The organism is Paracoccus sp. J56, from assembly GCF_019633685.1.
GTDB lineage: Bacteria > Pseudomonadota > Alphaproteobacteria > Rhodobacterales > Rhodobacteraceae > Paracoccus > Paracoccus kondratievae.
This window is the reverse complement of sequence record NZ_JAFL01000003.1, coordinates 133,797-153,571: the sequence shown is the minus strand read 5'-3', so window position 1 is coordinate 153,571 and position 19,775 is coordinate 133,797. Positions and strand designations below refer to the sequence as shown.

Below are 19,775 nucleotides of genomic sequence, written 5' to 3'. Positions count from 1 at the left end.
TGAGCGGATTTCGCGCCAGCGGCTTTGATCTATGTTAAGGCCGGGGTGCGGCATTTCGGCGATCAGCGGGCAAAGACCTGGGACGCGGACCTTTATGCCCGGACACCATCCTTTCGCCCCTTGCCGCCTGTTTTTGGCACTGATCGCACTGATCTTGCTGAGCCTGCCCATGTGGGCCGCGCCGCCTGCCGCCCCCGATGCGGTGCAGGCGCAGGCACTTTTCGGGGCGGATGGGCCAGTGGTGCTGGACCGCCGCGAAACGCCGGTGCCCGGCTGGGGCGTCAGCCGTGAGGGCCGGGCGCTGGGCATGATAGGCTCGACCTGGGAAATCGCGGCAACCACTGGCTATTCCGGCAAGCCGCTGGATGTGCTGGTCGCAGTCACACCACAGGGTATTATCGCCGGTGCGCTGCTGGTTCGCCAGACCGAGCCTGTGCTGAGTCTTGGCATCTCGGACGCGCATATCGCCGCCTATGTGGACGGCTTCCGGGGCGTCGACCTGTCGCAGCCCCCGGGCTGGGACAGTGCGCTGCCCGAGGTGATCTCGCGCGCCACCGTCTCGACCGGGGTGATCCGCGACGGCATTTTGCGCAGCGCCCGGGTACTGGCGCAGGCTCAGGGGGTCGGCGGGGGCGGGATCGACCGCGTTACCTACCGCCCCGCCACATGGGCCGATCTGATGGCTGAGGGGGCGTTGGCTCATGCCGTTGTCTCGATGGCCGATGCAGCGCGCGCCTTTGCCGGGGCCAAAGTACCGGTCCAGCCGTCGGACGCGCCCTATCTGGATCTTTATGCCGGGCTGATCGACCCGCCGACCGTGGGTCGCAACCTGCTGGGTGCGCGCGAATTCACCGCCGCCGCAGGCGCGCTGCAACCCGGTCAGGCACTGGTCGCGGTGCTGTCGCGCGGGCTTTACAGTCCACGTGGGACTGAATGGCACCGCTCGGGCCGGTTTGAGCGTATCGCCTTTGAGCAGGGCGCGCTGCGTATCGGGCCCGGCGACGGCGATTTCACCATGATTGAAAAGCTGGCCTTGCCGGACGCGCCCGAGTTCAGGGAAATGAGCCTGTTCCGGCTGAACATCGACCCCGTTGCCGGGGGCATCGATCCGCGTCAGCCCTTTGATCTGGTCGTGACAGCAACCCGGCCCTTGGCGGCGGGGGGTGAGGCGGTGCTACCGGTCCGCGCCACGATTCGCCTGCCAGAGGCTTATATCCTGACCGATCCACCTGCCGTGCCGCTGTGGCAGGAGTTCTGGCGGGACAAGGTGCCCGGCATCGCCATCGTCGGCGCAATGCTGCTGGTGCTGGCGCTGATCCTTTTCGGGCAAGAGGCGCTGGTGCGCAGGCCCCTTTTGTGGCGCCGGGTGCGGCTGGGCTATCTGACGGTGACGCTATTGGTGCTTGGCTGGGGGCTGAACGGCCAGCTTTCAGTCGTGCAGGTGGTGGCCTTTCTGAATGCGCTTCTGTCCGGGTTCCGGTGGGAGACGTTTCTGATCGAGCCGATCATTTTTCTGATCTGGTCCGCCGTGGCGCTGGGGTTGCTTTTCTGGGGCCGCGGTGTGTTCTGCGGCTGGCTGTGCCCTTTTGGCGCGCTGCAGGAGCTGACGAATGCTGTCGCGCAAAGGCTGGGGGTGCGCCAGATTGCTTTGCCTCAGGCCCTGCACGAACGGCTGTGGGTGATCAAATACACGCTGTTTGTCGCCATCGTCGCGCTGAGTTTTTACAGCATGGAGCAGGCGCTGATCCTTGCCGAGGCCGAACCGTTCAAGACGGTGATCTCGATGCGTTTCCTGCGCGCATGGCCCTTTGTGCTGTTCGCGTTGGCGGTGCTGGCGGGCGGGCTGTTCATCGAGCGTTTTTACTGTCGCTATCTGTGCCCGCTTGGGGCGGGACTGGCGATTCCCGCCAAGCTCAAGATCTTTGACTGGCTGCGCCGCCGTCCGCAATGCGGGCGCGAATGTCGGCTGTGCGAGGTGAAATGCACCGTCGGCGCCATCGACCCGCTGGGGCGGATCAATCCCAATGAATGCGTGCTGTGCCTGCGTTGTCAGGTGGTGATGAACGACCCCGGCACCTGTCCTGTGCTGAAACGCCGCGCCCGAACGGCTGCAAGTCCCGGAGATGCGCCATGAACCGCCGCCGCTTTCTGCTTGTCACCGCCTGCGCCGCCTTGCCCGCCCGGGCATGGGCTGCGCCCCAGGAATGGCGGGGTCGCGCCATGGGGGCCGATGTCACGCTGCGGCTCCGGGATGCCAGCCCCACGCAGGCGCGCAGTTTTTTTGGCGAGGCGGCGCGGGTTCTTGCCCATGTCGAAAGCCTGTTCTCGCTGCATCGCGATTCGGATCTGACCCGGCTGAACCGGGACGGGCGGTTGCGCTTTCCCGCGCCGGGGATGATCGAACTGCTGACGCTTTCCGGGTGGCTGCATGAGGCGACGGGGGGCGCTTTTGACCCGACTGTGCAGCCCCTGTGGGTGGTGCGGGCGCGGGGCGAGGATGAGACGACTGCCCGCACGCTGGTTGGATGGGACGCGGTCAGATGGTCGCGGACCGAGGTGCGGCTGACCCGCCCCGGCATGGCCCTGACCTTTAACGGGTTGGCGCAGGGCTGGGCTGCCGACCGGCTGGCCGGGGCGGCGGTGCGTCACGACCTGACCGATCTGCTGATCGACACGGGCGAAATCCGGGCGCTTGGCACGCGCCGCTGGCCGGTGACTTTGGCCGATACGGCGGGGGCTGCCTATCGCCGCATTCGCCTGTGCGACCGGGCGGTGGCGACTTCTTCGCCTGCGGGCACGCTGATCGGGCCGCGCGGGTTGCCTCATATCCTTGCGCCGGGCGGGGGCGGGGTGTTGTGGGACACGATCTCGGTCAGCGCGGCGACTGCGGCAATGGCGGACGGGCTGTCCACCGCGCTGTGCCTGATGCAGCCCGATGCTGCCTGTGGGGCGCTGAGGCGTCTGCCCGGCTGCCGGATCGAGCTTGCCGTCCCCGCGCAGGACGCGGAATTTTCGGGGAAAATGCCGGCCACCTGCCACGCTTGACTTTCATCAATGAACGACTCGTCCCCCGGGTCCAGTCAGGAAATATCTGACAATAACTGATGGGGACCCGCGTCATGAGCGACATCATGACCAAGAACATGGCCCGGAACGTCTTCTACGGCGGGTCCATATTCTTTTTTCTGGTCTTTGGCGCATTGACCATACACAGCCACATCTACGCCCGCACCAAGGCCGTGGATGAGGCCCAGCTTACGCCTTCGGTCGTTCTCGGCAAGCACGTGTGGGAACGTAACGCCTGTATCGACTGCCATACTTTGCTGGGCGAAGGTGCCTATTTCGCGCCCGAGCTTGGCAATGTCATGCGGCGCTGGGGCGTGCAGGACGATCCCGAAGCCGCTGTCGAGACCCTGCGCGGCTGGATGGAATCCATGCCCTCGGGGATCGAGGGGCGCCGCCAGATGCCCCGGTTCGAGCTGACGGATGAGGAATACCGGGCGCTGACCGATTTCCTGCTGTGGACCGGCACGATCAACACCCAGAACTGGCCGCCGAACGACGCTGGCTGAGGGGGAACAACGATGAGATATCAATCGCAACGCATCGCCTATGCGTATTTTCTGGTGGCCATGGCGCTGTTTGCCGTGCAGGTCACGATTGGCCTGATCATGGGCTGGATCTATGTCAGCCCGAATTTCCTGTCCGAGCTTTTGCCCTTTAACATCGCGCGGATGCTGCACACCAACAGCCTTGTCGTCTGGCTGCTGCTCGGGTTTTTCGGGGCGACCTATTACATCCTGCCCGAAGAGGCAGAGCGCGAGCTGCATTCGCCCCTGCTTGCCTGGATCCAGCTGGGCATCCTTGTCCTGGGCACGCTGGGCGTAGTCGTGACCTATCTTTTCGACCTCTTTCACGGGCACTGGCTGCTTGGCAAAGAGGGGCGCGAATTTCTTGAACAGCCCAAATGGGTCAAGCTGGGCATCGCCGTCGCGGCGGTGATCTTTATGTATAACGTCAGCGTCACCGCGCTGAAGGGGCGGCGGACGGCGGTGACCAACGTCCTGCTGATGGGGCTGTGGGGGCTGGTGCTTCTGTGGCTGTTTGCCTTTTACAACCCGGCGAACCTCGTGCTCGACAAGCAGTACTGGTGGTGGGTCATTCACCTGTGGGTCGAGGGCGTGTGGGAGCTGATCATGGCCGCCATCCTTGCCTTTCTGATGCTCAAGCTGACCGGCGTTGACCGCGAGGTGGTCGAAAAATGGCTCTATGTCATCGTCGCCACGGCGCTGTTTTCGGGCATTCTTGGTACCGGGCACCATTACTACTGGATCGGCCTGCCAGCCTATTGGCAATGGATCGGCTCGATCTTTTCCAGCTTCGAGATCGTGCCCTTCTTTGCCATGATGTCCTTTGCCTTCGTCATGGTCTGGAAAGGCCGGCGGGACCACCCAAACAAGGCAGCCCTGCTTTGGAGCCTTGGTTGCACCGTGCTGGCGTTTTTCGGTGCCGGGGTCTGGGGCTTTCTGCATACGCTGCATGGGGTGAACTATTATACCCATGGCACGCAGATCACCGCAGCGCATGGTCACCTGGCCTTTTACGGCGCCTATGTCTGCCTTGTGCTCGCGCTGGTCAGCTACACCATGCCGGTGCTGAAAGGGCGCGACCCCTATAACCAGGTGCTGAACATGGCCTCGTTCTGGCTGATGTCGGCGGGGATGGTGTTCATGACCGTGACGCTGACTTTTGCAGGCACGGTGCAGACCCATCTGCAGCGGGTCGAGGGCGGCCTTTACATGGACGTGCAGGACGGGCTGGCGCTGTTTTACTGGATGCGCTTTGGCTCGGGTGTTGCAGTGGTCTTGGGGGCGCTGCTCTTTATCTACGCTGTGCTTTTCCCGCGGCGCGAGGTTGTGACCGCCGGTCCGGTGCAGACGCACAGGGACGGCCATATGGAAACGGCCGGGTAAGCCATGAATGCGCATGTGAAACCCGCAGAAGGGAAGGGGGCGGATGTCCCCTTCTACCTGCCGCAGGGCGACGAGGTCGCGGTGTTCGAGGCCGCCGCCGCCCGTGATCTGCCGGTGTTGCTGAAAGGGCCGACCGGCTGTGGCAAGACGCGTTTCGTCGCCCATATGGCGGCGAGGCTGGGGCGGCCGCTTTATACGGTCGCCTGTCATGACGACCTGTCGGCGGCCGATCTGATCGGGCGCTATCTGCTGAAAGGTGGCGAGACGGTCTGGACCGACGGTCCCCTGACCCGCGCTGTGCGCGAGGGTGCGATCTGCTATCTCGACGAGGTGGTCGAGGCGCGCAAGGATGTCACTGTCGTCCTGCATCCGCTGACCGATGACCGTCGCATCCTGCCCATCGACCGCACCGGAGAAGAGATCGAGGCCGCGCCCGGTTTCATGCTGGTCGCGTCATATAACCCGGGCTACCAGAATATCCTCAAGACCCTGAAACCCTCGACCCGGCAACGTTTCGTGGCGATGGAGTTCGACTTTCCCGAACCCACCCGCGAGGCCGAGATCGTCACCCGCGAAAGCGGCCTTGATCCTGACCGCACGCTGGGGTTGGTGCGGCTGGCGGGCAAGATCCGCGGGCTAAAGGGCCAGGACCTCGAAGAAGGCGTCTCGACCCGGCTGGTGGTCTATGCCGCCAGTCTGATCGCCGGTGGCATGGCGCTGGACCGCGCCATCGAGGCGGCGATGATCGAGCCCCTGACCGACGAGGCCGAGGTCAGGCGCGGGCTGCGCGATCTGGTCGCGGCCATCTTTGGCTAAGGGGTCGCGGCATGGGTCTGCACCTTGAACCATGGGAGCCCGAGGAAACTGTCGGCAAGCTTTGGCACGTCTGGGCCAGCGGCTTTGGCGCCCCGCAAGAGTTCGATGATCAGGCGGTGGCGCTGGCCGAGGTTTCGGGCAGGCTTGCGGTGCTGTTTCGCGCTTTGGGCGGCGGCGCCTCGGTTGAGATCCGGCCCGCCGCTGCCCGTTCATCTGCGCATCGTATCGGCTGGCTGCGGCGGCTTGGCACAGTGGCCGAAACAGTCCCGCACGCCAGTTTTGACGGCGAAATCCTGCGCCTGCCCGAACGCCTGTCGGCCTTGCCGTCGCGGCAGGCGAACGGGGCGCTGTATCTGTGGCTTGCGGCCTGCGCGGCCCATGCTGACCTGACGCCTGCGTATGACGATCCGCTGTGCCGCGATCTTGCGCGGCTTGGTGCGGCCCGACGCGCGGTCGATGCCACGCTAAGGGACGCGCCGGGTCTGGCCGGACTTTACGCTGATCTGTCCCGGCTGGTCCTGACCCTGCGCCCCGTCGCCCCCCTGCCGCCCGCCGAGGCCGCAGTCGAGGCTTTGATACGTCATTTGCTTGGCGACCCCGCGCCTTTGCCGGGTCTGGCCCGTGACTGGCTGGCGGTGTTAGACGATCCCACGGCGCAGCGGGTCCCACGTGGCTATCGTCCGATGCGTCCCGTGCCGCTTTGGCCCGATCTGGCGCCGCCCGAGACGGCCGAGGCCGCTGCCCCCGGCGATGCGCCTGACGGTATCACCGCCGATCCGGCCAACGGGCACATCTTTCGCGCCCGCCGACGGCAAAGCGATCAGCCCCAGCGCCGCGACAGCCTGATCCTGCACAAGTTTGAGGCTCTGCTGAGCTGGGCCGACCTGATGAATCTCAACCGGCATGTCGATGATGATGACCAGGATGATGCGAAGAAGGCGGCCGAGGATCAGGAAGAACTGGGCCTTGGCCAGGTGTCAAAGGCACCGGCGACGCGTTTGCGGCTGCATCTCGATCTTGCGCCCGAGGATGCGGATCTTGAGGCAGTCGCTGGCATTCATACCTATCCCGAATGGGACGCCCGGCGCGGGCGCTATCTGGCCAGCCATGTGCGGGTGCTGGAAAACCGCGCGCCCGAACAGGACGAGGCCCCGCAGCCTGACCCCCGCGCGCAGTCGCGCATCCGCGCCGTGCGCCGCCAGTTCGAGGCTTTGCGCCCGGGACGCCTTACCACCACCGGCCACCGCGATGGGGATGATCTGGATGCCGAGCTGACCGTCCGCGCCGCCGCCGATCTGCGTGCCACCGGACAGGGCAGCGACCGCATCTGGCGCCAGTCCCGGCCGCTTGCTCGCAATCTGGCGGTGTCGATCCTGCTTGATGTTTCGCGCTCGACGGAAAGCGCGGTGACCGGGCGCGCCGTGATCGAGGTTGAGCGAGAGGCACTGGCGGCGCTGGCCTGGGGGCTGGACGCCTGCGGCGACCGTTTCGCGATCAACGCCTTTTCGTCGCTGAAACGCGACCGGGTATTTCTGAGCACCTGCAAGGATTTCGATGAACCAATGGGCGTCGCAGTCGAGCAGCGCATCGCCGGGCTGCGTCCACGCTTTTACACCCGGCTGGGCGCGGGCATTCGCCATGCCTCGGCCGGGCTTGCGCGGCAGTTGGGTAGTCGCAGGCTGTTGCTGGTCATCACCGACGGCAAGCCCAACGACCTTGACCACTATGAGGGCCGCCACGGCATCGAAGACAGCGCCATGGCCGTGCGTGAGGCCCGCCGCGCCGGACACGCGGTTCATGGCATAACCGTCGACCGCGACGCGAAAAGCTGGTTTCCACGTATCTTTGGGCCCGGGGGCTTTTCCCTTGTCCCGCATCCAGACCGGCTGCTGGCGGCGCTGCCGGTGATCTACCGGCAATTGGTGCGCTGATGCGGATACAGGACCTTCCCGGAGAGCCGGTGATCTGGGTGCTGATCGCCTCGGAACTGCTGGTCTTTGCTGCGGCTGCTACCGCGATGGCGGCGGTGCGGCTGACCGATCCCGCGGGTTTTGCCGCCGCGCAGTCGCAGCTGCATGGATGGATGGCGGCGCTCAATACGGCGATCCTTGTCACCTCGGGCTTTTGCGCAGCCCTGGCCGAGCGTGCCTGCCGGCGTGGCGACCGCAGGCGGGCGCGTATGACGCTGGCGCTGGCGGCCTTGGGCGGGGTGGGCTTTCTTGCGGTCAAGATCGCCGAATATGCCGCCGACCTGCGCGCAGGCCTTGGCCTTGAAACCCACCCGTTCTTTACCTTTTACTATCTCATCACCGGTTTTCACGCTGCGCATGTGCTCTTTGGGATCGGGGTTCTGGCGCTGGTCGCAATCCGCCTGCGTGCCGAAGAGGTGCAGGCCGGCGCGGCCTTTTGGCATATGGTCGATCTTGTCTGGGTGCTGATCCTGCCGCCGGTTTATCTGCTGGGGTAGGGGATGGATCTGCATCGCATCTGGCTGACCCTTCTGGCGCTGACGGCGGCGACCACGGCCCTGTCTTTTGGCTCGGGCGCTGTGGTGGCAGCAGGACTGGTGGCGCTGGCTTTCCTTAAGGCCCGCGCGATCATGTCGGGTTTTCTGCACCTTGATCGCGCACCGGAGTGGAGGACGGCCTTTACCCTGCCTCTTGCGCTTTGGCTGGTGTTGATCTGGGGGCTTTACGCCTTATGATCCTGCGCGGCGCTAATCCATCGCCAGCGCGCGCAACCCGGCGATATCGGCGATGATAGCGCGGTTGGCCTCGACCTCGACCCCATGCTGACGCAGCCGGGCAAAGGCCCGCGACAGGCTTTCGGGCTGCATACCCAGGTGCCCGGCGATGAGACGTTTGTTATAGGGCAGGCGAACCTCGGCGCCGCCGCTTTCGGCATCGGACAGATCGGCCAGGAACTGCGCCACGCGCTGGACGCCGGTATGGGCCTTAAGCCGCTCTATCTGGTCCACCAGCCCCTGCAGATGCACAAAGGTCGATGCCAAAAGGCCGATGGCAAATTCCTGATTTTCCAGCAGGAACTGACGCAACCGCGCGCCGTCGATCTGCAGCAGCGTGCAGTCCGAGATCGCCTCGGCCGAGACCGGATAGGGTTCGCCGCGCAGCACCATCGCCTCGGCAAAGCTGCGGTTGCGGCCCAGAATCGCAACCACCGCCTCGGCCCCGCTGGGCGTCAGCCGGGACAGTTTGACGAAACCGTTCAGGACGATGAACACCGAACGCGCCGGATCGCCCTGCAGAAAAATCGTCTCGCCCTCGCTATAGCTGCATCGCAGGGCGTCCTTTAGCAGCTTGTCGCGCATCTCGGGCGTCAGCCCGTTCAGCAGAACGGACTTTTTCACTGCTTCGGGCGGGGGGGCGCTCATCGTGACCTCTTTCACGGTTCGGCGAGTTTACAAGTTTCGCACGACCGCGCGCCAAGGGAAAGACCACGCGGACACGTGGCCTTGCCGATGCGTCACAATGACAGCCAGTGTTCGCGCAGGCTGAAGTCGGGGCCAAGCAGCACCAGATCCGCCGCGCGACCCGGAGCAAGCCTGCCATAACGGTCCTCAAGCCCAAGCAGTGCCGCCGGGATGGCCGAGGCCATGCGCAGTGCGCGCTCGGGTGCGATACCGACCTGACTGACCAGCAGCGCGATTGCCTGCGGCAGCGTCAGATCGGCCCCGGCCAGGGTGCCATCCGCCAGCGTCAGCCGCCCGTCACGGCGCAGCACCTTGCGGCCGCCCAGTTCCATCTCGGTCAGGTTGGTGCCGGCAAAGGCCATGCAGTCGGTGACCAGAAAGATGCCGTCGGGCCGTGCCGCCAGCGCCAGTCGCATGACCGCAGGATGGACATGGATGCCATCCGCGATCAGCCCCGCCGCCACATCCGAGGTCAGCACCGCCCCCGCCAGTCCCGGCGCGCGGTGGCCGATCTGGCTCATGGCGTTGAACAGATGCGTGGTGCAGCGGGCGCCCGCAGCAAAACCGGCCTGTGCCTCTTCATAGGTGCATTCGCTGTGGCCAAGGCTGACCACCGCGCCCGCCCCGGCAAGGGCGGCGATCTGCTGGGGGCTTGCTGCCGCGGGCGCAAGCGTCACCATCAGCGCGGGCAGGCGGCGGGCGGCGTCGCACAGCCGCGCCAGGTCCTCATCCGTCATCGGCCGGATCAGCGCCGGGTCATGCGCGCCCTTGCGGCGAGGGTCGAGATGCGGCCCTTCGAGATGCAGGCCCAGAAAACCCGGCACCTCGTTTTCGGCCGCAGCAATGCCAAGCGCGATGACATGGGCGGTCGCCTCGGGCGTGTCGGTGATCAGCGTCGGCAGCACCCCCGCCGTCCCAAGTGAGCGATGGGCGGCGCAGATGCGGCGCAGCCCATCGGCATCGGTTGAGCCGTCCAGCATCAGCCCGCCGCCGCCATTCACCTGCAAATCAAGAAAGGCCGGGGCAAGGATGCCTGTTACGGTACGGCGATCCCCCGCCGGGGCCTCGGCCTCGGGCAGGATGGCGGCGATCTGGCCGTCCTCGATCACCAGCGCATGACCGTCAAGAAAGCGCGTACCGTCAAAGATGCGCGCGCCCGTCAGAACCTCGCGCGTCATCACACCGTCTCCGTCACCTTGCGCAGATGCGGGGGCGTGTCAGGGTCAAAGCCGCGCCGCCGGGCCAGCCCCTCGATAAAGGCATAGAAACCGGCGATGGTGACCAGGGGCGCGACCAGCGGGTGCAGGTCGGGGACCGAGGGCAGGGTGACAGCGTTGTCGGCCTCGGTTCCCGTGACAAACACATCTGCGCCCTGTGCCGCCAGACGCTCGGCGGTGGCCCTGAGCTGGGGCAGCGCGGCGTCCTCGACTCCCAGCGCCAGCACCGGAAAGCCGGATCGGACGATGGCGGCGGGGCCGTGCAGCACCTCTGCGGCGGAATAGGCCTCGGCGTGGATGCCCGAGGTTTCCTTGAATTTCAGTGCTGCCTCGCAGGCGATGGCAAAGCTGGGGCCACGCCCCAGCACAAAGGCCGAGTTCGCCCGCGCAAGACGTGCCGAAAGCGGCGACCAGTCCAGCGTGATGGCCTTGCCAAAGGCCTCGGGCAAGGCGGCGACGGCGTCCTTGAGTGCGCTGTCTTCGCGCCATTCGGCCAGCAGCGACAGGCCCGCGAGCACTGAGCAGACAAAGGTCTTGGTGGCGGCGACGCTTTTTTCCTCACCTGCCTGCAGGGGCAGGCAATGGGCCGAGACCTGTGCCATCGGGCTGTCTTCGACGTTGGTGATGGCGATCGACAGTGCGCCGCCCTGACCCGAGGCGCGCATCATTTCGACCCCGTCCGGGCTGCGACCGGATTGTGAGATGCCGATACAGGCCGCTTTGCCCAGCCGCAGGGGCCGGCGATAGATCGACGCGATGGACGGGCCGACCGAGGCGACCGGCACCCCGGCCTCAAGCTCGATGGCGTATTTCAGATAGGTCGCGGCATGGTCCGACGAGCCGCGTGCCACGGTGACCAGCAGGTCGGGGTCCTTGCGGCGCAGGGCATTGGCGGCGTCCATGACCGCATCGCGCGAACGATCAAGGAAACGGGCGGTGGCCTCGGGGATCTCGGCCACTTCGCGCGCCATATGTGTCTGGCTCATCACGGGTTCCTTTCGCCTTCAGGGGCAAGTTTCAGTTCCACGGCAAAGTCATAGGCATCGCCGCGATAGAGCGAGCGGGTAAACTCGACCACCTTGCCCGAGGGCAGGTACGAGATACGTTCGATCCTTAGCCCGGCCACACCGGGGCTGACGCCCAGCAGATCGGCGTCCTTGGCGTTCAGATTGGCGGCCGAGATCCGCTGCACCGCCCGCACCGGCCGCAACCCGCGCGATTGCAGCACCGCGTATAGTGAATCGGTGACGCAATCGGGATCGGGCAGGATATCCTGGGGCAGCGAGGCGCGCTCAATGGCAAGCGGCACCCCGTCCGAGCTGCGTACCCGTTCCAGCCGGGCCACATGCGCGCCGACGCCCAGCCCCAGCGCCATCACCTCTTCGGGGGCGGGGGTGAACAATCCGCGCGCGATCCAGCGGCTTTCGACATTGCGGCCGCGCCGGGCCATGTCCTCGGTGAACGAGGTCAAAAGCGACAGCGCCTGTTCCAGCTTTTCGACCTTGGGCGCAACAAAGGTGCCCGAGCCGCGCTTTTGAATCACCTGCCCCGAGGCGACCAGCTCGGCCACCCCTTTGCGCACGGTGACGCGCGACAGGCCGGTCATCGTTGCCAGCTCTCGCTCGGACGGCAGGCTGTCGCCCGGTTGCAGCCGCCCCGAGGCGATGGCATCGGCGATCAACCGGTGCAGTTGCAGATACAGCGGCCCGCCGCCGGTTTCCTCAAAGGCCTCGGCGGTGAAAAGCTCTCCCATCACACCTCCTGCCGGGCAAGATGCAGTGCCCCGTCAAGGCCCGAGCCCTTGGGCGCGCGGATTGGCCACAGCCCCTGCAGCCGGTGGGCGTAATGCGCGCCAAGGCCGCCCAGAAATACCACCGGCAGGTCGCGGCCCGCCTGAAGGGTGTCGATCATGGCGCGGATCTCGGCCACGGCGCTGTCAAAAAGACGCTCGGCCGCCGGATCGCCCCCGGCGACGATGCGCGGCGCGAAGATCGCGAACTCGGCCGGTCGTGCCCTGAGGCCAAATGAAATTACGCCCTCGATTCCGCCCAGCTCGTCCAGCACCGCCTGCAAAAGCGGGCTCATGGGCACGAAACCGTCTTCGGCGCGCAGGGCCTCGGATAACAGTGCCCGGCCCAGAACCGCGCCGCTGCCCTCATCGCCCAAAAGAAAGCCGCGTCCGCCGTATTGCCGCATCTCGCCACCGATCTGGACAGCAAAGACCGAGCCGGTGCCCATGGCGGCGACGATCCCGTCATCGGCACCCAGCGCGCCGGTCGCTGCGGTGACGGCGTCGGTAACGATGCGCGTGCGGCGAAAGGGCAGCATGGATTGCAGGCTGAGCGTGGCGGCGGTGACATTCGCGCCTGCAAGGCCCAGCACCGCAGTCAGCTCATCCACATGGCCGCGCCCGGCCTGTTCCAGCGCCGCGCGGGCGGCGGCGAGGATATTGGCGCAGGCTGTCTTTACATCGGTCGAGATATTGGCAGGCCCCGATGCGCCCTCGCCGATAATCCGGCCCGAGCCGTCTGCAATAGCGGCGCGGCAGCCGGTTCCTCCCCCGTCAATGCCCAGAAAATATGACATGGCGACTCCCTTTGAACGGATGATACCAAAGCAATACCAAAAGGGAAGGGTAAATTTCAAAACCGCTGGGAAACGTCAATTTCTGATATCTGATGCAGATGAGTCTTTACAAGTGGTATTGTTTTGGCATTATCGGTGAAACAGGGGGAATCACATGACCGCATCTGGCACCGAGGCAAGGCATCCGGCATCCGCAGGGCTTCACGCCCGTACGGGCGACGAGGTGCTGCGCATCCTGCTTGACGCGCAGGTGGCGGCGCTTGGTGCGCTGCGGCCTGCGTTGCCGGCCATCGAACGCGCGGCCGACGCTGCTGCCGGGGCGCTGCGCCAGGGCGGCAAGCTTGGCTATGCCGGGGCGGGTTCCTCGGGGCTGATGGCACTGGCCGATTGTCTTGAGCTTGCCGGCACTTTCGGCATCGCGCCCGAACGGACGCCGATGATGTTTGCCGGGGGCGCCGGGGCGCTTTTGCATCTGACCGGCAGTGTCGAGGATGATCCGGAACTGGCGCTTGCCGATCTGGACCGTTCAGGGCTGGGCAGGGGGGACGTGCTGCTGTGCCTTTCGGCCTCGGGGCGCACACCCTATGCGCTGGCGATCTGCACGGCGGCACAGGAACGCGGCGTGACCGTCGTCGGCCTGACCAATGTGGCGGATTCGGCGCTGCTCAGGATCGCAGATATTCCGGTCCTGATCGAGACCGGGGCAGAGGTTGTCTCGGGCTCGACCCGGATGGGGGCGGCAACAGCGCAAAAGGTGGCGCTGAACATGCTGTCGGTCCTGGTGGCGATCCGGCTGGGCCATGTTCATGACGGCTATATGGTCAATGTGGTTGCCGACAACATCAAGCTGGTCGATCGCGCAGCCCGCATCGTCGCCGCAGTGGCGGGGGTCGGGCGCGACGTGGCCGAAGAGGCTTTGTCGCGGACGGGTGGCGTGGTCAAACCCGCGATTCTGGTCGCGCGCGGCGCAACGCCCGAAGAGGCTGAGGCGCAGCTGACCGAAAATGGGGGCCTGCTGGCCCCTCTGATCTGATTTCAACCAGAGGGTCCGTGAGAGACCCGATGCCGAAGGGAGAAGACCATGACCAAGACCATCCGCCTGGCGCTGCTGGCCAGCACGATGCTGGGCACCGCCGCCTGGGCCGAGGACGTGACGCTGACCGTCGAAAGCTGGCGCAACGATGACCTTGCCATCTGGCAGGACAAGATCATCCCGGCTTTCGAAGCGGCGAACCCCGGCATCAAGATCAATTTCGCCCCCTCGGCCCCGCCGGAATATAACGCGGTGCTGAACTCCAAACTGGATGCTGGTTCGGCGGGCGACCTGATCACCTGCCGGCCCTTCGACGCCTCGCTCGAGCTCTTTAAAAAGGGCAAGCTGGCGGATCTGACCGATCTGGCGGCGATGGCCAATTTCTCGGATGTGGCGAAATCTGCCTGGCAGACCGACGATGGCAAGCAGACCTTCTGTGTGCCCATGGCCTCGGTGATCCACGGCTTTATCTATAACAAGAACGCCTTTGCCGAGCTGGGGCTTGAGCCGCCGAAAACCGAGGCAGAGTTCTTTGCCCTGCTCGACAAGATCAAAGAGGACGGGACCTATATTCCGATGGCGATGGGCACCACCGACCAGTGGGAAGCCGCGACCATGGGCTATCAGAATATCGGCCCGAACTACTGGAAGGGCGAAGAGGGCCGCAAGGCGCTGCTTGCCGGGACGCAAAAGCTGACCGATGAGGCCTGGGTCGCCCCCTTCCGTCAACTTGCGAAATGGAAAGATTATCTGGGCGATGGTTTCGAGGCCCAGACCTATCCCGACAGCCAGAACCTGTTCACGCTGGGCCGTGCCGCGATCTATCCCGCCGGCTCGTGGGAGATCGGGGTCTTCGGCCCGCAGATCGGCGGTGCGTTCGAGATGGGCGCTTTCCCGCCTCCGGTCCCGGCCGAGGGGGACAAGTGCTATATCAGCGACCACACTGATATCGGTCTGGGCCTGAATGCTGCGACCAAGCATCCCGAAGAGGCCAGGAAATTCCTGGAATGGGTCGGCTCGCCGGAGTTCGCAGAGCTTTATGCCAACGCGCTGCCGGGCTTTTTCTCGCTGAACTCGACGCCGGTCGAGATGCAGGACCCGCTGGCCAAGGAATTCGTGTCCTGGCGTCAGAACTGCGAACCGACGATCCGCTCGACCTATCAGATCCTGTCGCGCGGCACGCCGAACCTGGAAAATGAGACCTGGACCGCCTCGGCCAATGTCATCACCGGTGCCGAGACGCCCGAGGCTGCTGCCGAGCGGCTGCAAAAGGGCCTCGCCTCGTGGTATGAACCGCAGCAGAAGTAACCGTCTGCCGGGTCCGGGGGACCGACGCGATAATCGGCCGGGCTGTCTGGCCCGGCACAAGGCGGGGGGGCGAAACCCCCTGCACCCCCAAGGGTAGTTTCAACCGAGAAGGAGGGCGTCATGGCGCAGCGGAAAGCGTTTCGCTGGCATATCATGGTGTTTCTTGCACCTGCGGTGCTGGTCTATACCGCGATCATGATCGTTCCGCTGTTCGGGACGCTGAACCTGTCGCTGTTCAACACGACAGAAGAGGGGCGCGTCTTTGTCGGCCTGAAGAACTTTGCGACGCTGTTTGGCGATCCGCGCTGGTCTGAACGCTTTTGGAACGCCCTTGGCAACAACGCCTGGTTCTTTCTTGTCCATATGCTGGTCCAGAACCCGGTCGGGGTGGCGCTGGCGGCGCTGCTGTCCTCACCCCGGTTGCGCGGGGCTGCCTTTTACCGCACCGCGATCTTTATTCCGACCATTCTGTCGTTCGTCATCGTCGGCTTTGTGTGGAAACTGATCCTGTCGCCGATCTGGGGCATCGCCCCCGGCATGCTGGATGCCGTCGGGCTGAAGGGGCTGTTTGCGCCCTGGCTTGGCCGCGAAGGCTCGGCGCTGACGACGCTGGCGCTGATCTCGGTCTGGCAGTTCGTCGGCATTCCCATGATGCTGATCTATGCGGCGCTGCTGTCGATCCCCGACGAGGTGATCGAGGCGGCCGAGATGGACGGCGTCACCGGCTGGTCGCAGTTCTGGAAAATCAAACTGCCGCTGATCCTGCCCTCGATCGGTATCATTTCGATCCTGACCTTTGTCGGCAACTTCAACGCTTTTGACCTGATCTATGTGACGCAGGGCGCACTGGCGGGGCCGAATTTCTCGACCGATATCCTTGGAACCTTCCTTTATCGGACGTTCTTTGGCTTCCAGCTCCAAATCGGCGACCCGCATATGGGCGCGACAATCGCCACCGCCATGTTCGGGATCATCCTGCTGGGCGTCAGCCTGTATCTCTTCACCGTCCACCGTCGACTGCGCCGCTATCAGTTCTGAGGGGAAAGTATGAGCCAGGCCCGCAATTCAACTGCCCGCAGCCTTGCCGCACATGCGGTGCTGATCCTCTATACGGCGATCGCGCTGTTCCCGGTCTTTGTCGTGGTCGTGAACAGTTTCAAGAACCGGCGCGCGATCTTTGCCGATCCGCTGGCGGTGCCGACAGCCGACACATTCGACCTGATCGGTTATCGTACGGTGCTGGCGCAGGGGGATTTCTTTCTCTACTTCCAGAACTCGCTGATCGTGACGGTGGCAAGCCTGTTCTTTGTCCTGCTGTTCGGCGCCATGGCAGCCTTTGCGCTGTCGGAATACCGTTTTCGCGGCAATACGCTGACGGGACTTTACCTTGCGCTTGGGATCATGATCCCGATCCGGCTGGGAACGGTCGCCATCCTGCAAATGATGGTGGCATCCGGGCTGGTCAATACGCTGACTGCTCTGGTGCTGGTCTATACCGCGCAAGGGCTGCCCCTAGCCGTATTCATCCTGTCCGAATTCATGCGCGGCGTTTCGGATGATCTCAAGAACGCCGGACGTATCGACGGTCTGTCGGAATACACGATCTTTTTCCGGCTGGTCCTGCCGCTGGTCCGGCCCGCCATGGCGACCGTCGCCGTCTTTACCATGATCCCGATCTGGAATGACCTGTGGTTCCCGCTGATCCTTGCCCCAAGCGAGGCGACCAAGACCATCACGCTGGGCAGCCAGGTCTTTATCGGCCAGTTCGTCACAAACTGGAATGCGGTGCTGGCGGCGCTAAGCCTCGCGATCCTGCCGGTGCTGGTGCTTTACCTCATCTTCTCGCGCCAGCTGATCCGCGGCATCACCGCCGGCGCCGTCAAATGATCCGTCCCGCAGTAAGGAGACCCTGATGGGAGCCCTGACCCTTAGCCAAGTTACCAAGTCCTTCGGCGCCACCCAGGTCATCAGGGGCGTGGACCTCAATGTCGAGAATGGCGAGTTCTGCGTCTTTGTCGGTCCCTCGGGCTGCGGCAAGTCCACGCTCTTGCGCATGATCGCGGGGCTTGAGGATGTGACCTCGGGCGATGTCACCATCCATGGCGCGCGCGTCAACGATCTGGCCCCGGCCAGGCGCGAAATCGCGATGGTGTTCCAAAGCTATGCGCTTTACCCGCATCTGACCGTGCGCGACAACATGGGGCTGGCGCTGAAACAGGCCGGTACCCCGCGGGTCCAGATCGAACAGGCGACCGAGAAAGCCGCCGAGATGCTGGACCTTTCGCATCTGCTTGAGCGCCGCCCGGCCGAGCTTTCTGGCGGTCAGCGCCAGCGCGTCGCCATCGGCCGCGCCATCGTGCGGCGGCCCAAGCTGTTTCTCTTTGACGAGCCGCTGTCGAACCTTGATGCGGCGTTGCGCGTGCAGACCCGGATCGAGATTGCGCGCCTGCATCGCGAACTGGGCGCGACGATGATCTATGTCACCCATGACCAGGTCGAGGCGATGACGCTGGCCGACAAGATCGTCGTTCTGCGCGGTGGCGTGGTCGAGCAGGTGGGCCGTCCGATGGATCTTTACAACGATCCCGACAACACCTTCGTCGCCGGGTTCATCGGCAGCCCGCAGATGAACTTTCTCAAGGCTGGCAAGCTGGGGCTGCGCTCGGACACGCTGGGCATCCGCCCCGAACATCTTGAGCCGGGCAGCGGCCAGATCAGCGGCCGCGTCAGCCATGTCGAGAAGCTGGGCGGCGAGACGCTGGTCTATGTCGCCACCGAAGATCATGGCTTGCTGACCGTGCGTCAGTTCGGCGAACAGGATTATGCCGTGGATGAAGAGGTGGGGCTAAGCTTTGATCCGAACCGTGCCTTCCACTTTGACGCAGAAGGCAAGCGCCTGCGCTAGATGACCACAACGCCCGAGTGCTTGGCCTTGTGTTCGGGTTCGACATGGATCGTGATAAGCGCACCGGGCAGTTTCTGCTTCAGCGCCTGTTCGATCCGGTCACAGATGTCATGGGCGGCATCGACAGTGGTGCCCCCTTCGACCACCAGATGAAAATCGATAAAGGTGCGCGGCCCGGCGTGGCGGGTGCGCAGGTCATGTGCCTCGATCGCGCCGGTGGCGGTGTCCGAGATGGTGGCGCGGATATCGGCCAAAGTATCCTCGGACACGGCTTCGTCCATCAGGCCCGACAGCGACGAAGCCATTACCTTCCAGCCCGACCACAGGATATTCAGCGCAACCAATGCGGCAAGCGCCGGGTCAAGCACCGCCCAGCCGGTTATAACGGCCAGCCCAACCCCGGCGATGACCCCGATTGATGAGATCACATCGGACAGAAGGTGGTGACCGTCGGCGACCAGTGCCGGGGATTTCAGCTTTCGGCCCCGGCTGATCAGCACCCAGCACCACAGCCCGTTCAGGATGCTGGCCGCGCCGTTCACCAGCAACCCCTCCAGCGGGGCGTCCAGCATGCCCGGGTTCTGAAAGCCGTGCCATGCCTCGCGCAGGATCAGCAATGCGGCGACGATGATCATCACCCCCTCCAGCACGGCGCTGAAGAACTCGGCCTTGTGGTGGCCATAGGGGTGGCCGCGGTCGGCGGGCTTGGCCGCGATCCGGATCGCGATCAGTGCCGCGACGGCAGTCGCCACGTTCACCGTGCTTTCCAGCGCGTCCGACAGCAGCGCGACCGAACCGGTCATCCACCAGGCCAGCGCCTTCAGCGCCAGCACCACGATGCCGGTCAGGATGCTGCCAAGGGCGATTTTTTCGGTCGCGGACATGGGCGCGCTTCCTTTTCCGATTCCGTCGCCCGGCGGCTTTTACCCCTGATTGCAGGTGAGGCCAACCGCAACCGGCCCGAAAGGGGATGTATGGCTGGCTTGCAGAACCGTCGCGGTCTTGCTGTAAAACCACCACGTTCAGATGAGGGACATCCCATGCAGATCAGCACAACGCCCGAAATGTGGGTGGTGCAGCGCGAGCGGCGGCTGCGCATCCCCGAGATCGCCAATGCCGCCGCCGAGCTTGCCCCCGAGATCGGGCAGCAGATCAAAGACGCCGGCCTTGAGGTTGCGGGGCCGTGGATATTCATTGCGCAGAACTTGCCCAAGGATGGCGAGACCGAATTTGACTGGCGCATCTGCCGTCCGGTCGCCGCATCGGGCAGCGCCGTTGCCGGGCTGCACCACCTGCCGCCCGTACCTGTCGCCTCTGCCCTGCACGAAGGGCCGCTGGCGGCGCTGTTTTCTGACGGCTATGCGCCGCTTTTGGCCAAGATCGCTGCTGCGGGGCGCGCGCTTACCGGCGAAAGCCGCGAAATCTATCACGACTGGACCGGACCCGGGGCCGAGCGGCAAAAGATCGAGATCCAGTTCGGTCTGACACAGTAGCCCCACGTTACGGG

20 protein-coding genes are annotated in these 19,775 nt (G+C 64.8%); 14 read left to right on the top strand and 6 right to left on the bottom strand.

All coding sequences use genetic code 11. The features are described 5' to 3' along the window. The first annotated feature begins 94 nt into the window (after positions 1 to 94). The 8 genes from M511_RS03495 to M511_RS03460 all read left to right on the top strand — a co-directional run bounded on the left by M511_RS03495 (position 95) and on the right by M511_RS03460 (position 8,493). A complete protein-coding gene (locus M511_RS03495) occupies positions 95 to 2,134 on the top strand; it encodes a NosR/NirI family protein (RefSeq protein ID WP_085501368.1) in 2,040 nt (679 codons plus the stop codon). Continuing rightward, positions 2,131 to 3,045: an FAD:protein FMN transferase gene (locus M511_RS03490; protein ID WP_085501367.1), complete on the top strand. Its 915-nt coding sequence runs from the start codon at positions 2,131 to 2,133 to the stop codon at positions 3,043 to 3,045. The genes M511_RS03495 and M511_RS03490 overlap by 4 nt, the downstream gene beginning before the upstream one ends. 74 nt (positions 3,046 to 3,119) lie before the next feature. Continuing rightward, positions 3,120 to 3,572, top strand: a complete 453-nt coding sequence (locus M511_RS03485) for a c-type cytochrome (protein ID WP_010393297.1) — start codon at positions 3,120 to 3,122, stop codon at positions 3,570 to 3,572. Between the two features lie 12 nt (positions 3,573 to 3,584). Continuing rightward, positions 3,585 to 4,973 (top strand): cbb3-type cytochrome c oxidase subunit I, encoded by a 1,389-nt coding sequence (locus M511_RS03480; protein ID WP_010393295.1) that lies wholly within the window; start codon positions 3,585 to 3,587, stop codon positions 4,971 to 4,973. A 3-nt stretch (positions 4,974 to 4,976) separates the two neighbouring features. Beyond that, on the top strand, positions 4,977 to 5,789 hold the full coding sequence (locus M511_RS03475; protein ID WP_010393291.1) for a CbbQ/NirQ/NorQ/GpvN family protein: 813 nt from the start codon (positions 4,977 to 4,979) through the stop codon (positions 5,787 to 5,789). A gap of 11 nt (positions 5,790 to 5,800) precedes the next feature. After that, positions 5,801 to 7,720: a nitric oxide reductase activation protein NorD gene (locus M511_RS03470; RefSeq protein ID WP_085501366.1), complete on the top strand. Its 1,920-nt coding sequence runs from the start codon at positions 5,801 to 5,803 to the stop codon at positions 7,718 to 7,720. Continuing rightward, positions 7,720 to 8,256 carry a cytochrome c oxidase subunit 3 gene (locus M511_RS03465; protein ID WP_010393287.1) on the top strand — a complete coding sequence of 179 codons (537 nt, stop codon included), beginning with the start codon at positions 7,720 to 7,722 and terminating at the stop codon, positions 8,254 to 8,256. The genes M511_RS03470 and M511_RS03465 overlap by 1 nt, the downstream gene beginning before the upstream one ends. 3 nt (positions 8,257 to 8,259) lie before the next feature. Then, a complete protein-coding gene (locus M511_RS03460) occupies positions 8,260 to 8,493 on the top strand; it encodes a cytochrome C oxidase subunit IV family protein (protein ID WP_010393283.1) in 234 nt (77 codons plus the stop codon). 12 nt (positions 8,494 to 8,505) lie between these two features. On the opposite strand, the gene M511_RS03455 is transcribed toward M511_RS03460, so the two are convergent. From M511_RS03455 to M511_RS03435, 5 genes are all read right to left on the bottom strand, one after another. Beyond that, positions 8,506 to 9,180 (bottom strand): Crp/Fnr family transcriptional regulator, encoded by a 675-nt coding sequence (locus M511_RS03455; RefSeq protein ID WP_010393279.1) that lies wholly within the window; start codon positions 9,178 to 9,180, stop codon positions 8,506 to 8,508. Positions 9,181 to 9,272: 92 nt separating this feature from the next. Continuing rightward, complete coding sequence (gene nagA, locus M511_RS03450) at positions 9,273 to 10,397, bottom strand: N-acetylglucosamine-6-phosphate deacetylase (protein WP_010393276.1); 1,125 nt, start codon at positions 10,395 to 10,397, stop codon at positions 9,273 to 9,275. Beyond that, entirely contained in the window at positions 10,397 to 11,422 is a 1,026-nt protein-coding gene (locus tag M511_RS03445; RefSeq protein ID WP_010393274.1) for an SIS domain-containing protein, read from the bottom strand. Before M511_RS03445 ends, nagA begins: the two co-directional genes overlap by 1 nt. Then, complete coding sequence (locus tag M511_RS03440; protein WP_010393273.1) at positions 11,422 to 12,189, bottom strand: GntR family transcriptional regulator; 768 nt, start codon at positions 12,187 to 12,189, stop codon at positions 11,422 to 11,424. Before M511_RS03440 ends, M511_RS03445 begins: the two co-directional genes overlap by 1 nt. Beyond that, complete coding sequence (locus M511_RS03435; protein ID WP_085501365.1) at positions 12,189 to 13,022, bottom strand: glucosamine kinase nucleotide-binding domain-containing protein; 834 nt, start codon at positions 13,020 to 13,022, stop codon at positions 12,189 to 12,191. Before M511_RS03435 ends, M511_RS03440 begins: the two co-directional genes overlap by 1 nt. 154 nt (positions 13,023 to 13,176) lie before the next feature. On the opposite strand from M511_RS03435, the gene M511_RS03430 reads away from it, so the two are divergent. The 5 genes from M511_RS03430 to M511_RS03410 all read left to right on the top strand — a co-directional run bounded on the left by M511_RS03430 (position 13,177) and on the right by M511_RS03410 (position 18,268). Then, a complete protein-coding gene (locus M511_RS03430; protein WP_085501364.1) occupies positions 13,177 to 14,055 on the top strand; it encodes an N-acetylmuramic acid 6-phosphate etherase in 879 nt (292 codons plus the stop codon). Positions 14,056 to 14,103: 48 nt separating this feature from the next. Then, positions 14,104 to 15,363: an ABC transporter substrate-binding protein gene (locus tag M511_RS03425; RefSeq protein WP_085501363.1), complete on the top strand. Its 1,260-nt coding sequence runs from the start codon at positions 14,104 to 14,106 to the stop codon at positions 15,361 to 15,363. A gap of 120 nt (positions 15,364 to 15,483) precedes the next feature. Then, on the top strand, positions 15,484 to 16,401 hold the full coding sequence (locus tag M511_RS03420; RefSeq protein WP_010393266.1) for a carbohydrate ABC transporter permease: 918 nt from the start codon (positions 15,484 to 15,486) through the stop codon (positions 16,399 to 16,401). Positions 16,402 to 16,410: 9 nt separating this feature from the next. Continuing rightward, entirely contained in the window at positions 16,411 to 17,250 is an 840-nt protein-coding gene (locus M511_RS03415) for a carbohydrate ABC transporter permease (protein WP_010393263.1), read from the top strand. Positions 17,251 to 17,275: 25 nt separating this feature from the next. Next, the gene (locus tag M511_RS03410; RefSeq protein WP_010393260.1) at positions 17,276 to 18,268 is read left to right on the top strand and encodes an ABC transporter ATP-binding protein; all 993 of its coding nucleotides are present in this window, start codon (positions 17,276 to 17,278) and stop codon (positions 18,266 to 18,268) included. Here M511_RS03410 and M511_RS03405 read toward each other — a convergent pair. Continuing rightward, positions 18,265 to 19,152 (bottom strand): cation diffusion facilitator family transporter, encoded by an 888-nt coding sequence (locus M511_RS03405; RefSeq protein ID WP_085501362.1) that lies wholly within the window; start codon positions 19,150 to 19,152, stop codon positions 18,265 to 18,267. The two genes, M511_RS03410 and M511_RS03405, sit on opposite strands and share 4 nt — an antisense overlap. A gap of 156 nt (positions 19,153 to 19,308) precedes the next feature. On the opposite strand from M511_RS03405, the gene M511_RS03400 reads away from it, so the two are divergent. Next, positions 19,309 to 19,761: a GyrI-like domain-containing protein gene (locus M511_RS03400; RefSeq protein ID WP_010393257.1), complete on the top strand. Its 453-nt coding sequence runs from the start codon at positions 19,309 to 19,311 to the stop codon at positions 19,759 to 19,761. Positions 19,762 to 19,775 lie beyond the last annotated feature (14 nt).